This window comes from Clostridium hominis (assembly GCF_014287825.1).
Lineage (GTDB): Bacteria > Bacillota > Clostridia > Clostridiales > Clostridiaceae > Clostridium > Clostridium hominis.
Genome location: NZ_JACOOO010000022.1, coordinates 1 through 15,819, shown reverse-complemented (window position 1 = coordinate 15,819; position 15,819 = coordinate 1). Strand labels below are relative to the sequence as shown.

Genomic DNA, 15,819 nt, shown 5'->3' with positions numbered 1-15,819 from the left:
TTATTGAAAAATATGTATTGCTACACTTATTAAATAAATGCTTTTCATTTTACATATTGTAGATTATAATTAGTAATTAGGATACATCATTTATTTTTGGAGGTATAGTATGGAAAATATAAATATTGCAGGTATGATAGATCACACAATCTTAAAACCAGAAGCTACTGAAGCAGAAATTATGGAGCTTTGTAAAGAGGCTGTTAAATATAATTTTGCATCAGTTTGTGTAAATCCTTCTATGGTAGCTAAAGCAGCAACAATATTAGAAGGAACACCAGTTAAGGTTTGTACTGTAATAGGATTTCCTTTAGGAGCAACAACAACTGAGGTTAAGGCGTTTGAAACTGAAGATACAATCAAAAAAGGTGCAACTGAAGTTGATATGGTTATAAATGTTGGAAAGTTAAAAGAAAGAGATTTAGCATATGTTAAAAATGACATACAAGCTGTAGTAAACGCTGCAAAAGGAAAAGCGTTGACTAAGGTTATAATAGAAACTTGTCTTTTAACAGATGAAGAAAAGGTTATAGCTTGTCAACTATCAAAAGAAGCAGGTGCAGATTTTGTTAAGACTTCAACTGGATTCTCAAAAGGTGGAGCAACAGCTCATGATATAAAATTAATGAGAGAAACAGTAGGTCCAGACATGGGAGTAAAAGCATCAGGCGGAGTAAGAAGTAGAGAAGATGCTTTAACTATGATTGAAAATGGAGCTACAAGAATAGGTGCATCTGCATCAATAGCTATTTGTGAAGGTAAAGAATCTAATTCAACTTACTAAAATTAAATATTAATATTTATAAAAAGGAATCACTTTAATTAGTGGTTCCTTTTATTTTAAAAATAAATTTTACTTTTAAGAAAAAACATTACCTAAAATTCGGATAATAGAATATTAATATAATATATGACTGTATAAAGGTAAAAACTACTGATTTTAATCAAGTTATACTTTGGATAGGAGGCTTATGAAAAAAGAACTAACTCCAAACGAAATATTGTTTGACTTATCAATACCAGAGGACGATGAGTTTAAGGATATACAAGGGATACCGGAATTTAATGAAGCATATAAGAGGATTAGTAGAGCACTGAGCATAGATAAAGAGGGGTATAACTTATATTTAATAGATTCATTTTCTAAAGATAAATTAAAAGAATTAATTAATTATATTGAAAATAAATATAAGGACCTGAATTCGCCAAAAGATATATGCTATGTAACTATTGGAGATGAGAAAAAACCAGAGGCTATTTTTGTTGCAAATGGAAAAGGAAATAAATTAAAAGAAACTGTAGAAGAAATAAAAAATGCATATTTAGAGATTGTAGATGATTTTTATAAGGAGTCTACTGAAGAAGAAAAGGATTTTTTAGTAGAAGAGATTCAAGGAAGAAGAACTGAATGCATAAATGAACTTATGGAATCTGCTAAAAAAGATGGATTTGAAGTTAAAGCTAGTTCTAAGGGATTTGCTTTTATTCCTTTAAATGGGGAAGAGGCAATGACAGAAAAAGAATATGATAATTTAGAAGAGGATAAGAAGGAAATAATAGTTGAGAATGCTGGTAAGTTGAAAAAGAGAGCAGAAGTAATATTAGAAGAACTAAAAAATTTAGAAATGAAATCTATGAAAAAACTTAAAAAAATATATACTAAGTTTTTAATAAATAATATGGAAGAATATAAAGATGAAGCTTTAATAGAATTTATAACAGATGACGATTCTTATGAATATCTAGAAAAGCTATTTACATCTATAGAGGAAAATATAGTTGAATGTTACACTATGAGTCTCGAAGATGATGAAAATGAAATATATGAAGTATTAAACAAATATGATGTTAAGGTTATTGTAGATAATAGTAAGAACTTTTCACCACCAGTTATATTTGAAGAAGATCCTAATTTAAATAATTTAATTGGAACTATAGAGTATGAGAATCATAATGGAGTTTACACTACTGACATATCATTGATTACAGCAGGATCAATACTAAAAGCTAATGAGGGATGTTTGATTTTAAGACTAAGCTCCTTAGCTACTAATCCTACAAGTTATTATTATTTGAAAAAGATACTTTTATCTAATACATTATCTTTTGATAACAATAAGAGTTATATGGAATTTATTAATGTAAGTGGACTTAAACCAGCATCTATACCTATAAAACTTAAAGTCATTATTATAGGAGACTATGAATCTTACGATATATTATATAATTCTGATGAAGATTTTAAAAAGCTATTTCCTCTAAAGGCAGAGTTTTCTTCAGTAGTTGAAATAAGTGATGATGTTATAAAAACAGTTACAAGTGAAATTAATAATAAAATAAGAAAAGATGAACTACTAAAAGTAACAAGTGATGGATTAAGAGAAATTTTTAAATATTTATGTAGAAAAGCTAGTTGTAAAAATAAATTGTTTGTTGAAAAGTATACTATAGAAAGATTATTATTATTGGCTAACCATTATGCAGTTGAAACTAAAAGTGATAAAATAACTGAAAAAGAAATAATAGAAGTAGCATATGAAGAGGAAGATATCTTAAAAGAAATGATGAAATTATATACTGAAAAGAAGATATTAATTTCAGTTAAAGGAGAAAGAGTAGGAGCTATTAATGGACTTGCTGTTTTAGATACTGGATATTATACTTTTGGAAAACCTATGAGAATTACTTGTGTAGCATACAAAGGTACAGGAAGAATTGTAGATATTCAAAAGGAAAGTAATTTAAGTGGAAAAATTCATGAGAAATCTATAAATATATTAAAAGGTTTATTAACTAATATTTTAAATCCCTACGAAGAAACCCCTGTAGATTTTCATTTAAGCTTTGAGCAGACATATGGTTTAGTTGAAGGCGATAGTGCGTCTATTGCTGAAATCATATCAATATTATCTGCTCTTAGTAGAAGGCCAATAAAACAGAATATAGCGGTAACAGGTTCAGTAAATCAATTTGGAGAGGTTCAAGCTATTGGTGGAGTAAATGAGAAAATAGAAGGATTCTATAGGGTTTGTGAGATAATAGACAATGTAGAAAATAAAGGTGTATTACTACCATCAGCTAATAAAGATGAGATTATTTTAACTCCAAATGTAGAAGAGGCTATTAAAGAAAATAAATTCCATCTATATGAAATGTCAACATTAAATGATGCAATTGAAGTATTAATGTTAAATGAGGATGAAAGTATCGAGGAGTTTTATGAACAAGTTTATGCAGAAATAAATAAATATAAATCTAAAAAGAGTTAAAAGTTTAAAGGTATCATTAATTAAGTGATACCTTTTTATTATTAAATTTTAGTAAATGAAAATTAATAAAAGTTGACGACTTAATATACATTATGTTAAAATTATGGAAAAAGAAGGAAGAAAAGAGGGGGGTGTAGCTCTAAATATATTATTTAGAGTTGATTAATATGTATCTAAATTTTGATAAAAAAGACAATACATTAATTGTTTATTTAGTCGGTGAACTAGATCACCATAGTGCTGAAGAAGTAAGAGTTAAGATAGATGATAGAATTGATAGAGATAATATTAAATCACTAGTTATGAACTTTAAAGAAGTTACTTTTATGGACAGCTCAGGAATTGGTGTTGTTATAGGAAGATTTAAGAAACTACAAGGCCGTAATGGAAATGTATGTATTGTTGAAGTAAATAATAGAGTAGATAAAGTATTTAAGCTATCTGGATTATATAAAATAATTAATAGTTACGAAAATTTAGAAGAAGCTATTAGATGCATTTAATGGAGGGGTTTTTTATGTTAGATAACAAAGTATGTATAGAATTTGTAAGTAGGTCAGAAAATGAAGGATTTGCAAGAGTAGCTGTAGCCGCATTTGTTTCTCAATTAGATCCAACTATAGATGAGTTAGCTGATGTTAAAACTGCTGTTTCAGAAGCTGTAACAAATTCTATAATTCATGGTTATGAAAATGCAAAAGAGGGCATAATCAAGATAGAAGCAGCAATTAGTGGTAATGAAGTATCTATAACTATAATAGATAATGGTAGAGGCATAGAAAATGTTGACCAAGCAAGAGAACCTCTTTATACATCAAGACCTGATCTAGAAAGGTCAGGAATGGGATTCACTGTTATGGAAACATTTATGGATAGTTTATACGTAGAAAGTGAGTTTGGTAAAGGTACAAGAGTTATCATGAAGAAAAAATTTAATTAATTATGTTAGGGGAGTATTATGAAAAATGGTAATGTAAGAAAAGAAGATTTTAATTACAATGATAATTCTCAATTAATACTATTAGCCAAAGATGGTGATAAAGAGGCAATGAATATATTAATAGAAATGAACTTGCCGTTAGTATCGTCAATAAGTAAGAAGTTCCTAAATAGAGGTTATGACTATGAGGATATTTTTCAAATTGGCTCTATAGGTTTAGTTAAAGCTATTAAAAATTTTGATAATAAGTATAATGTAAAATTTTCTACTTATGCTGTTCCTATGATAATCGGAGAAATTAAAAGATTCCTAAGAGATGATGGAATGATAAAGGTAAGTAGAAATGTAAAGAGCTTAGCAAGAAAGATACATTTTGATAGGGAGATTCTTACTAAAGAATTAGGAAGAGAACCATCTGTTGAAGAATTATCAAAGTATGCAGGTATAGATAAGGAAGATATAGTTTTCGCCATTGAATCAGCAAGTGGATTATCATATTTATATGACACTATACATCAAGATGATGGCTCGCCAGTTTTATTAATAGATAAATTAAGTGAGAATGGTGAAGAAGATAGCGGAATGATAAATAAAATTGCATTAAAAGAGGCATTAAGAGGGCTTGATGATAAATCAAGGCAAATAATAATGCTTAGATACTTTAAAGATAAAACACAAGTGCAGGTTGCGAAATTATTAGGAATTAGTCAGGTTCAAGTTTCTAGAATAGAAAAGAAAGTATTATTACAAATGAAAAGTAAATTAGAGGATGTGTAAACTAAGGAAAATGAAAAATAAAGTAAATAATGGAGATAAATAGAACACCTAAAATACATTTAATTGTAGTAGGTGTTTTTTTTATTTAATATATTTAAAAATAAGTTAATCAATAAATGTAATAATATACTTTTTTGGAGCATTTTTTTTCAGTTTAGAGGGATAATACATATATGCTAGAAAGGAGAGATGAATATGGCTGACATTTCTAAAAAAGAAGAAAAGATCTTAAATCAATTTCAAGATCTTAGTAAGCAAGCTAAACCAAAGCCAAAATACTTAAAAAATATCCTATTAGCCTTTATAGTAGGTGGAATTATATGTACAATTGGCCAATTGATTTTGAATATGTTGATAAAATATGGAGTTCCAGAAGACGCAGCTAAAAAGTGGTTGCCTATAATAATGGTCTTTTTAGGAGCTCTATTAACAGGCCTAGGTGTATATGATAAAATTGCTAACTTTGGAGGTGCCGGAACGGTAGTTCCTATAACTGGATTTGCAAATGCAATGGTTGCACCGGCAATAGAATTTAAGAAAGAAGGATTTGTATTTGGTGTTGCAGCAAAAATGTTTACTATTGCAGGACCAGTTCTTGTTTATGGAATAGGGACATCGGTATTAGTAGGGTTAGTGTATTATTTATTAAAATTATTTGGATTTATGTAGGAGGTTAAGTATGACTTCAGCAGCTAAAAAAATAGGAAAACAAACTATAAAACTACAAAATCCTCCGAAGATAATTTCAACATTTTCAATAGTTGGACCTAAGGAGGGAGAGGGGCCTTTAAAAGACTATTTCCATGAAATAATTAATGATGATACTTTAGGAAAAGATAGTTTTGAGAAGGCAGAATCAGAGATGATGTATACTGCTATAAAAGGTGCTATTTCAAGTGCAAACTTAAAAGAGGAGGATATAGAGTATCTTTTTGCAGGTGATCTTTTGAATCAAATAGTATCCTCTGGATATGCAGCAAGAGAGTTAAACATTCCGTTCTTTGGATTGTATGGAGCATGTTCAACTATGGCAGAATCATTAAGTATGGCATCATTATTTTTAGATGGAGGCTTTGCTAGATATGTTGTAGCATCTACATCATCACATTTTAGTTCAGCAGAAAGACAATTTAGATTTCCACTAGAATATGGATCACAAAGAAATCCTACAGCACAATGGACAGTAACAGGATCAGGAGCTATGGTGCTTTCTGATCATGGAGATTTCCCAAGAGTTACATATGTAACTACTGGAGTTGTAAAAGACTATGGTGAAAAAGATGCTAACAATATGGGGGCAGCAATGGCACCAGCAGCTGTAGATACTATTTATAATCATTTCAAGGATACTGGAAGAAAACCAAGTGATTATGACGTTATAGCTACAGGAGATTTAGGTAAAGTAGGTAAAGAAATAACAGAAAAATTATTACTTGAATATGGTTATGATATTAAAGATGTTTATGTAGACTGCGGAGATATTATCTTTGATAATGAAAGACAAAATACTGATTCTGGAGGAAGTGGATGTGGATGTTCTGCAGTAGTTACATGCGGATACTTCTATAAGAAATTAATGAGAAGAGAGATTAAAAAAATGCTTTTAGTATCTACTGGAGCTTTAATGAGTACGACAACATCTCTTCAAGGGGAATCTATTCCAGGTATAGCTCATGCAGTTGCTATTGAAATTGATTAAGGAGGTGAATTTTAGTAGACTAAAGATAGTTTACTAAAGCGTAAGTGGAGTATATAAGCGCATTTATTGTAGGTGGTTTAATTTGTGTAGTTGCACAAATATTAATGGATACAACAAAATTAACTCCAGCAAGAATATTAGTTGCGTTTGTAACTATAGGAGCAATTTTAGGTGGTTTTGGGTGGTACGATAAACTAGTAGAAATAGGAGGAGCAGGTGCTACAATTCCATTACCTAGTTTTGGAAATTCGCTAGCTAAAGCAGCAATTGAAGGTGTAGAAAAAGATGGTCTTTTAGGGGCTTTTACAGGTGGAATAACTGGAGCAGCCGGTGGAATAACAGCAGCAATCTTTTTTGGATATTTGATGGCTATAATATTTAATCCTAAAACAAAGCAGTAAATAAGGGAAATAACTTCTAATTAAAATTAAATTAGAAGTTATTTTTTTGCACTTGAAATTAGGAAAATATAGGGATATAATTTAATTAAGTAATTACTTAATTAAAAAAAGAGGGTAACATGGAAGAAAAGATAAAAATTTTTAAGGCTATAGCTGATGAAACAAGATTAAAAATATTAATATTAGTTTCACACAAAAATATCTGTGCAAAAGGAATAGCTAAGCATTTAAATATATCTGAGGCAGCCGTATCACAACATATAAAAATACTTAAAGAATCTTCTTTAATAGTTGGGTATAAAAGAGGATATCATCTTATGTATGAATTAAATAAAGAGTCTTTAGAAAAATCTATTAGCTTTATACATGGGCTAATAAATGATGATTTTAATTTAATAAGTGAAGGCTTAAGTGGTAAAGAGAGAAGCTTTGATATTTCTGTATGCAAACATAGTTGCAAGTCTATGAAAAATTGTTGTAAGAATATTTTGAAGGAGGAATAAAAAATGAAGGTTTGTTTTCCAATTAACACTAATGAAGGAATTGAGAGTATTCCATACAATCACTTTGGAAGCGCTAAGATGTTTATAGTGGTTGATTCTGAAACGAGAGAAGTAAAAACAATAGATAATGGGAACTTAGATCATGAACATGGTAAGTGTCAACCTATTAAAGCTTTATGTGGCGAAGTAGTAGATGCAATTGTAGTTTCAGGAATAGGTCAAGGTGCCATTGGCAAATTAAGGGCTATGGGAATAAAAGTATTTAAGGCTAGTGAAGGAACAGTAGCTAAAAATATAGAGTTAATTAATAAAAATGAACTGAAGGAATTCGATAGTTCGCATATATGTGTTCATCACGATTGTGGAAGCCATAAATAATATACTAAATCAGTATCTACATCTTGTAGATACTGATTTTTATTTTAAGTTTTATTATTGAAAAAAACATATTTATAGTAAGTCTAAATTTAAAATTGAGTTTTAAATTATTCATTAGGATTTAATGAATAATTAGATGTTAAGAGAAGAATAATATTAATGTTGACTGCAAAGGAGGTGTAAATATGAATAAAAATGAAAGTATCAAATGTACTGTACAACAATGTAAGCATCACTCTGGTTCAGTAGATTATTGTACATTAAATGCTATACAAGTTGGAACTCATGAAGCAAATCCTACAGTTCCTGAATGTACAGATTGCAAATCATTTGTACTAAAATAATAAAATACAAAAAGATTAAAGAGAGATAATCTAAGTAAAGATTTTCTCTCTCTGTCTTTTTAATGTATAGCGGTAATGGTGTTTTTAAATTACACCTAATAAGAACTATAAATATCATCAATAAAGAGACTATATATTATAGGCATACGTTAAAGAAGTATTATATTTTTATATTGACAATGAAAAAATGTTAATATAAAATTATATACAAATGAGAATGAATATCAATATTAAATAAGAAATTTAACATAGGAGTATTTAATGAGTACAATTGGTTTTTACAAAAGTTTAGACAAGATGGAAGAGAGAGAATGCATTGAGAAGTTTTTACTTTATAATGCTTCACTAGTTGTCACAAAAGTAAAACCTTCAGCTACGATAACGTTAAAGAAGGGGAGTAATAGTATTTATGAAAAGTGGATTAAATATGGTAAGGGTTTTCTTAAATCTATAGATATAGGATATATAAATTTAAGGGAATGTGAAAGTGCATTAATAATATTGATTTATGATGAAGAGGAGTTATCTAATTATATCTTTAGGAAAGAAAATAAACTTTTTCTGACAAAGCTTGGATATAATGATGAAAATAACCTAGATGTTTATTTGAAAATGTTAAAAAGAAGGTATGAAGAATTTAATTGTCCACATGAGTTAGGAATTTTTTTAGGATATCCACTTGATGATGTAAGGGATTTTATGGATTGTAGTAATAAAAAGTGTTTAGCATGTGGTTATTGGAGAGTTTATAACGATTATGATAATGCTAAAGAAGTTTTTAATATTTATGATATGATTAAGGAAAAGGCAGTTAGTTTTATATTAAAGGGAGATTCTAGTCAAAATGTATTCTGTAATTTAAAAAATATTATAATTAATGCTGAAAGCATAGCTGTATAAAAAACAATAAATATATATATATATAGAAGGGTGAAATAACGATGAGTATAGTAATTGTTGGTGGTCATGATAGAATGAGTAAACAGTATATTGATGTGTGTAAAAAGTATAACTGTAAGGCTAAGGTTTTCACACAAATGGAGACTAGATTTAGAGATAAAATAGGGAAACCAGATGCAGTAATATTATTAACTGATGTAGTATCACATAAGTTGGTATTAGCGGCAAAAAAGGAGGCAGATAAGAAAAACATAACAGTAATTAGGAGTCATAAAAGTACAGTTAATTCATTGGAGACAGTAATTCAACAAATAGCATCTAATTAGAAGGTATAAATATGCTTATAAAAATTAATAATAGAATAGTCGAATTTGTAAATGGATACTTATGAAAAAGTACTTGTAATTATTGGGATTATAAGTACTTTTTTTATTATTAAGAAGAAAAATAAATAATTACAAAAAAATACTTGATAATAATTATCAATTAGTGTATATTAATACAAGTGATAAGAGTTATCAATTAAAATAAAGTATCAGTGGAGGACGATATTATGATGATAAATAAAAGGTTAATTAACCTTTGTAAAGATTCAAAAAAGTATATTGCGCTTACTATTTTAGTAAACTGGATATCGGTATTATGCAATATAATTACTATAATTTTAATAGGACAGTTTATTAATAAAATATATATTGGAGAAAGACTAAATTTAGCTGGAAGAAATGTTTTTAGATATATGTCAGAGTTTCAAGTATGGGGAAATATATCACTATTATTAGCGATTATAATAATAGCTTGTTTATTAGCAGTTAGATATACTTGTAATATTTTATATGCAAAGTTTTCAAATGCAGCATCTGCTAATGCAAGGGTTACATTAAGAGAACTTATTTATAAAAAGTTATTAAAGCTTGGAACTGGATATACTTCAGTAGAAAGTACTTCTGCAGTTGTACAAGTATCAGTAGAAGGAATAGAGCAGTTAGAAATTTACTTTGGTAAATATTTATCTCAGTTTTTCTATGCACTTTTAGTGCCTATTACATTATTTGTTTTTATGAGCTTTATATCATTTAAGGCAGCTTTAGTATTTATTCTTTGTGTGCCTCTTATACCAGCGTCAATAATAGCTATAATGAAAATTGCTAAGAGAATTTTAAAAGATTATTGGAAGTCTTATTCAGATTTAGGGGGAACTTTCTTAGAAAATCTTCAAGGATTAACTACTTTAAAGGTATTTAATATTGATGAAAAGAGACATGAAAAAATGAATGAAGAAGCTGAAAAGTTTAGAAAGATAACTATGAAAGTTTTAAGTATGCAGCTTAATTCAATAACTATTATGGATTTAGTAGCTTTTGGGGGAGCAGCAGCAGGAACAATATTAGCTTTAATTCAGTTTAGAAATGGAGAAATACCAGTAGGAAGTTTACTTATAATAATATTACTTTCATCAGAGTTTTTCATTCCATTAAGACTTCTAGGATCATACTTCCATATAGCTATGAATGGTATGGCGGCTAGTGATAGAATGTTCGGGATTTTAGATGCTAAAGAAAGAGAAAAAGACATAACTGTTAAAGAAGATACTAAATTCAAGGATATAGCTATAGAATTAAGAAATGTTGATTTTAGCTATGATGGAGAGAGACAAGTATTAAATAATATAAATATGCAGATAACAAAAGGTGGATTAGTTGCTATAGTAGGGGAAAGTGGTTCAGGTAAGAGTACAATAGCATCACTTATATTAAACAACCACAAAGTAACTAATGGAGAAATTTTATTGAATAACACTAATATTGAAAATATATCATTAGATAATATTTATGGAAATATAGCATTAGTATCAACTAATAGTTACATATTTAATGGAACAATTTTAGATAACTTATTAATGGCTAAGAAAGATGCTACGCAAGAAGAACTTGAAATAGCATTAAAAACTGCAAGATTATATGATTTCGTAAGTGGATTAAAAGAAGGATTATTAACAGATGTAGGACAAGCTGGTAGTGCATTATCTGGAGGGCAAAAGCAAAGATTAGCATTAGCTAGAGTTATACTTGCTAACAAAGATATGATTATATTTGACGAAGCAACATCTAATATAGATGTTGAGAGTGAAGAAGATATTTGGGAAGCTATTTATGAACTTTCAAAAGATAAAACTATACTAGTAATATCTCATAGATTAGCTAACGTTGTAGATGCAAAAGAAATCTATGTTATGAATAAAGGTATATTAGTTGAAAGTGGTACTCATGAAGAGTTAATGAATGGTAAAAAACATTACTATGACATGGTTAATAAACAAAATGAATTAGAAATGATAAGGGAGGTTTGTTAATATGCAAAGAAGATCAGGCTTCCAAATAATGAAGAGATTAATAATTGAATTAAAGCCATTAGCACCGATTATGGCTATCACTATAAGTATGGGTGTTATAGGATTTTTAGCAGCAATAGCAATAGCAAGCTTTGGAGCAATAGCTATAGGAACACTTATAGGTGATATCACTTTTATAAGTTTTACAGGAGCAATGGGTGTTATGGCCTTGGCTGCAGTGTTTAGAGGTTTTTTAAGATACGCAGAGCAGTTATCTGGACACTATATAGCCTTTAAAATACTTTATATATTAAGAGATAAGATATTTGCTAAGCTTAGAAAATTAGCTCCTGCTAAATTAGAAGGACAAGAAAAGGGAAATCTTATATCATTAATTACATCTGATATTGAACTTTTAGAAGTATTTTATGCTCATACTATAGCACCAATATCAATTGCGATAATTACCAATACAATAATTGCAATAATTTTATATATGATTAATCCATGGTTTGGATTATTATCAGTAGTATTCTTCTTAATAGTAGGATTTGTTATTCCATATGCTTCATCAAGCCTTGGAAAAGAAGCAGGTGTAGCATATAGAAATATGTTTGGTGAATGTAATAATTATATTCTTGATTCTTTAAGAGGATTAAAAGAGGTATTACTGTTTAAAAATGGGGAAGAAAGATTAAAGGAGATTAACTCAAAATCTCATAGAATAAATGAGAGTCTTGATAAGATTAAAGAGCATGAAGGAATAATTAGAGCTATAACAGATTTAACTATTATGATTGCAATATTAACTTTTGTAGGGTTAGGATTTTATCAATACTCTGTAGGTAACTTATCATTTACATGGATGTTAGTTGGAATTGTAATAATAGCATCTTCTTTTGGACCGGTAGTAGCCTTAAGTAACTTATCAAATACGTTGCTTCAAACATTTGCTTGTGCAGAGAGATTGTTTGATCTTATAGATGAAGAGCCACATGTAGAAGAAGTTTTAGAAGGACATGAAATAAGTGGTGATTCAATATCTTATGAAGATGTAACATTTGCTTATCCAAATAGAAAAGAAAAAATCTTTGATTCTACTTCTGTTAACATTGAAAAGGGAGATAAGATTGCTCTTATTGGTGAAAGTGGAATTGGTAAGAGTACTTTTGTTAAGCTTATGATGAGATTCTGGGATGTAAATGAAGGAAAGATTAAACTAGATAATATAAATATTAAAGAAGTTAGTACAAACTCAATAAGAAATACTCAAACTTTAGTAAGTCAGGAAACATATCTGTTCAATGAGTCTATATTAGATAATATAAGAATAGGAAATATAAATGCAACTAAAGATGAGGTAATAAAAGCAGCTAAGATGGCATCTATACATGATTTTATTGAAACATTACCAAAGGGATATGATACAAAAGTAGGAGAGCTTGGAGGAAATCTTTCTTCTGGAGAGAAGCAAAGAATTGGACTTGCAAGAGCGTTCTTAAGTGATGGAAATGTATTAATTTTAGATGAACCAACAAGTAATTTAGATACTTTAAATGAAGGTGAAATCTTAAAATCAATAAAGGAAAACTGTGAGGATAAAACTATAGTGCTTATATCTCATAGAAAATCAACTACAGCAGTTTGCAATAAAACTTACAAACTAGAAAATAGTAAACTAATAATGAGTTAAAATTATTAAATAATTAAGAGGATTGGAAAGTCCTCTTAAATTTTAATTATTAAATGATAATGATTATCAGTGGTGATTATGTTAAGTGTGAGGAGTCGAAGATTGATGGGGAAAATTGAAAGAGAAAAGAAGACAATCAAGCTAATGGTAGAAATATATTGTAAGAAAAAGCATGATATGAAAAATGGGGAACTATGTGAAGAATGTCAAGAGTTATTGGAATATGCTCATAAAAGGTTAAGTTATTGTAAGTTTGGCGAAAATAAATCAACATGTTCAAGATGTCCGATACATTGTTATAAGAAGGATATGAAAGAAAAAGTTAAAGAAGTTATGAAATTTTCAGGACCAAGGCTTGTAATCTATAATCCGATAGAATTAATTAGACATGCATTAAATAAATAGGGGGCTGAGAATAATGAATAAAATAAAAAAATATATTTATATAACTATAGGATTAATCTCTTTTGCTTTAGGAGCTATAGGAGTGGCATTACCAATACTACCAACTACACCATTTTTACTTTTAGCATCATTTTGTTTTGCTAAAGGATCTGAAAGGTTTAATACATGGTTTATTAACACAAAAATATATAAAAAGCACTTAGAGAGTTTTGTTAAAGAAAGGGCTATGACTTTAAAACAAAAAGTGTGTTTATTAGCTTTTGCTGATTTTATGTTAGCATTTCCATTAATAATATTAGACAATTTACATGTAAAAATATTTTTAATAGCATTAATACTATTTAAGTTTTACTATTTCATTTTTAGAATTAAAACAATTAAGCCACAAGTGGAGAAAGTTAACTAGAATACTTTAAATACAAAGGAGAAAGCATTATGGAAAGAATATCATCATCATTTTTTATGCTAGCACTATTAATGTATTATATACCAAAGATCTTTAAGTTAAAAAAATCAAGATATGTGAAACTTCATATTTTTACAGGAAGTATATCTATTATCACTATGATAACAGCATTTGTTTTGAAGATAGGACAAGATGATTTTATAAAATATATTGGCTTCAGTATTATTATGATTTTAATTGGTATTACAGGATATCTTTTTAAAAAGAATCCTAGATTATATAGAAAATTACACATAATTTCTACAATATCATTTTTTGCATATTTATTTATAAGCATAAAGTTCTTTTAAAATATTAAAGACAAATATATTAATAACCAAATATGAGATGATAAAAAATTAGGTATCATAAATTTAATTTAAGCAATCTAGAGAAAATAAGTGATTTATATATACTTAAAATGGTAAAACTTCTTAAATGAGGTGTTGCCGTTGTGAAGGATGCAAGAGATGTTGACTTAAATAATCCCCTACCATATATATTTGTAGCGTTTATTTTATCATCTTTTTTCTATAAAACATATAGCAGTGATAAGCTACTGGCAATAATGATTGTCAGTGGCTTTTTATGTTTACTTTTATTTTATAAAGGGATAGTTATCAGCTTATTAATAACTTTTTTCTTTTTAGTAGGATTATTTAATAATAGCTTATTTTATAATTATGAACCTAATGCTAATGAAGAGATAAGAATAGATACTATAAAATCGTATTATATTAAAGGGAAAATTCAAGGTAGATATGTATATTTAGACATAGATAGCGATAGTTTAAAGGTTGGAGATAAGTTAGTAGCAAGTGGAAAGTTTAGCAAAAGGTTAGATTTATCTAAAGGTATAATAGGAGAGTATAAAGTTGAAAATTATAGGGTGTTAAAAAAAGATTTTATAGGTTACTTATATGACAGAAGAGAAAGCTTATATAAATCTATAAAAGCTAAACTAGGTAAAAGAAAAGCAGGTTTTATAACATCAGTAGCTTTTGGGTACTCTGAGGCTCTTGACAATGAAGATAGAGAGGATATGAAGGTATTTGGTATATCACATGCTATAGCGGTCTCAGGACTTCATATGGGCATTGTATATGGAATATTGAAGAAAGTGTTCGGCAGTAAGATAAGCTTGATTGTAGCGTTATTATATGTATTATTTACAGGGGCATCTCCTTCAACTGTAAGAGCATATATCATGATATTTATAATGAATTTTGCTTTAGTGGTTAAGAGAAATTATAACCCTATTGCATCAATATCTTTAGCCGGAATAATTTTATTGTTAATAAACCCACATGATCTATTTAGTTTAGGATTTGAATTATCTTTTGTAGCTACTTTAGGAATAGTAATATTTAATAAGAAGCTTAATAAAAAGTTATATAAGTTGCCTAAAAGAATTAGAGAAGCTGTTGCTGTATCTATATCAGCACAGATATTAACTTTACCAATATTAATATATAGTTTTAATGAGTTTTCTATAAATTTTTTAATTGGAAATATAGCTGTATTGCCTATTATTAACATTTTAGTTTTATTAGGGAGTTTGTTATTAATATTTACTAAAGTTATTCCTGTATTTAATTATTTGTTGTATTTATGTTATTTTTGCATCAAAGTGATAGATAATATAATGGATTTTTTCTGGGATTATAAAATTGATGTATTATATTTTAATTTTACTACAGCATTTTTTTATTTAATTCTTTTAATTACATATT

At 28.2% G+C, this 15,819-nt stretch carries 19 protein-coding genes; all 19 read left to right on the top strand.

Going from position 1 to position 15,819, the window contains the following annotated elements; translation table 11 throughout:
- Positions 1–109: 109 nt before the first annotated feature.
- Complete coding sequence (gene deoC / locus H8S20_RS10750) at positions 110–784, top strand: deoxyribose-phosphate aldolase (RefSeq protein WP_032117947.1); 675 nt, start codon at positions 110–112, stop codon at positions 782–784.
- Between the two features lie 187 nt (positions 785–971).
- Entirely contained in the window at positions 972–3,269 is a 2,298-nt protein-coding gene (locus H8S20_RS10745) for an AAA family ATPase (RefSeq protein ID WP_186860105.1), read from the top strand.
- Positions 3,270–3,436: 167 nt separating this feature from the next.
- Positions 3,437–3,772: an anti-sigma F factor antagonist gene (gene spoIIAA / locus H8S20_RS10740; RefSeq protein WP_032117949.1), complete on the top strand. Its 336-nt coding sequence runs from the start codon at positions 3,437–3,439 to the stop codon at positions 3,770–3,772.
- A 14-nt stretch (positions 3,773–3,786) separates the two neighbouring features.
- The gene (spoIIAB, locus tag H8S20_RS10735; RefSeq protein WP_032117950.1) at positions 3,787–4,209 is read left to right on the top strand and encodes an anti-sigma F factor; all 423 of its coding nucleotides are present in this window, start codon (positions 3,787–3,789) and stop codon (positions 4,207–4,209) included.
- 18 nt (positions 4,210–4,227) lie between these two features.
- A complete protein-coding gene (gene sigF, locus H8S20_RS10730; RefSeq protein WP_032117951.1) occupies positions 4,228–4,986 on the top strand; it encodes an RNA polymerase sporulation sigma factor SigF in 759 nt (252 codons plus the stop codon).
- 204 nt (positions 4,987–5,190) lie between these two features.
- Positions 5,191–5,655, top strand: a complete 465-nt coding sequence (gene spoVAC / locus H8S20_RS10725) for a stage V sporulation protein AC (protein ID WP_032118544.1) — start codon at positions 5,191–5,193, stop codon at positions 5,653–5,655.
- Positions 5,656–5,665: 10 nt separating this feature from the next.
- A complete protein-coding gene (gene spoVAD, locus H8S20_RS10720; RefSeq protein WP_186860104.1) occupies positions 5,666–6,685 on the top strand; it encodes a stage V sporulation protein AD in 1,020 nt (339 codons plus the stop codon).
- Between the two features lie 44 nt (positions 6,686–6,729).
- Complete coding sequence (gene spoVAE / locus H8S20_RS10715; RefSeq protein WP_186860103.1) at positions 6,730–7,086, top strand: stage V sporulation protein AE; 357 nt, start codon at positions 6,730–6,732, stop codon at positions 7,084–7,086.
- A 119-nt stretch (positions 7,087–7,205) separates the two neighbouring features.
- The gene (locus tag H8S20_RS20475) at positions 7,206–7,589 is read left to right on the top strand and encodes an ArsR/SmtB family transcription factor (RefSeq protein ID WP_243177621.1); all 384 of its coding nucleotides are present in this window, start codon (positions 7,206–7,208) and stop codon (positions 7,587–7,589) included.
- Between the two features lie 3 nt (positions 7,590–7,592).
- Positions 7,593–7,967 carry a NifB/NifX family molybdenum-iron cluster-binding protein gene (locus H8S20_RS20470; protein WP_243177618.1) on the top strand — a complete coding sequence of 125 codons (375 nt, stop codon included), beginning with the start codon at positions 7,593–7,595 and terminating at the stop codon, positions 7,965–7,967.
- Positions 7,968–8,152: 185 nt separating this feature from the next.
- Positions 8,153–8,311 (top strand): DUF1540 domain-containing protein, encoded by a 159-nt coding sequence (locus H8S20_RS10705; protein WP_081921693.1) that lies wholly within the window; start codon positions 8,153–8,155, stop codon positions 8,309–8,311.
- A gap of 261 nt (positions 8,312–8,572) precedes the next feature.
- Positions 8,573–9,211 (top strand): DUF3793 family protein, encoded by a 639-nt coding sequence (locus H8S20_RS10700; protein ID WP_186860102.1) that lies wholly within the window; start codon positions 8,573–8,575, stop codon positions 9,209–9,211.
- Positions 9,212–9,252: 41 nt separating this feature from the next.
- Positions 9,253–9,537 (top strand): DUF2325 domain-containing protein, encoded by a 285-nt coding sequence (locus H8S20_RS10695; RefSeq protein ID WP_032117957.1) that lies wholly within the window; start codon positions 9,253–9,255, stop codon positions 9,535–9,537.
- A gap of 227 nt (positions 9,538–9,764) precedes the next feature.
- Complete coding sequence (locus H8S20_RS10690; RefSeq protein ID WP_186860101.1) at positions 9,765–11,564, top strand: ABC transporter ATP-binding protein/permease; 1,800 nt, start codon at positions 9,765–9,767, stop codon at positions 11,562–11,564.
- Position 11,565: 1 nt separating this feature from the next.
- Complete coding sequence (locus H8S20_RS10685) at positions 11,566–13,236, top strand: amino acid ABC transporter ATP-binding/permease protein (RefSeq protein ID WP_032117959.1); 1,671 nt, start codon at positions 11,566–11,568, stop codon at positions 13,234–13,236.
- A gap of 105 nt (positions 13,237–13,341) precedes the next feature.
- Positions 13,342–13,641, top strand: coding sequence for a nitrous oxide-stimulated promoter family protein (locus H8S20_RS10680; RefSeq protein ID WP_186860100.1), 300 nt, complete (start codon positions 13,342–13,344; stop codon positions 13,639–13,641).
- A gap of 13 nt (positions 13,642–13,654) precedes the next feature.
- The gene (locus H8S20_RS10675) at positions 13,655–14,047 is read left to right on the top strand and encodes a YbaN family protein (RefSeq protein WP_032117961.1); all 393 of its coding nucleotides are present in this window, start codon (positions 13,655–13,657) and stop codon (positions 14,045–14,047) included.
- Positions 14,048–14,076: 29 nt separating this feature from the next.
- Positions 14,077–14,397, top strand: a complete 321-nt coding sequence (locus H8S20_RS10670; RefSeq protein WP_186860099.1) for a hypothetical protein — start codon at positions 14,077–14,079, stop codon at positions 14,395–14,397.
- Between the two features lie 143 nt (positions 14,398–14,540).
- On the top strand, positions 14,541–15,819 hold a 1,279-nt coding region (locus tag H8S20_RS20810; protein WP_186860098.1), incomplete at its 3' end, for a ComEC/Rec2 family competence protein.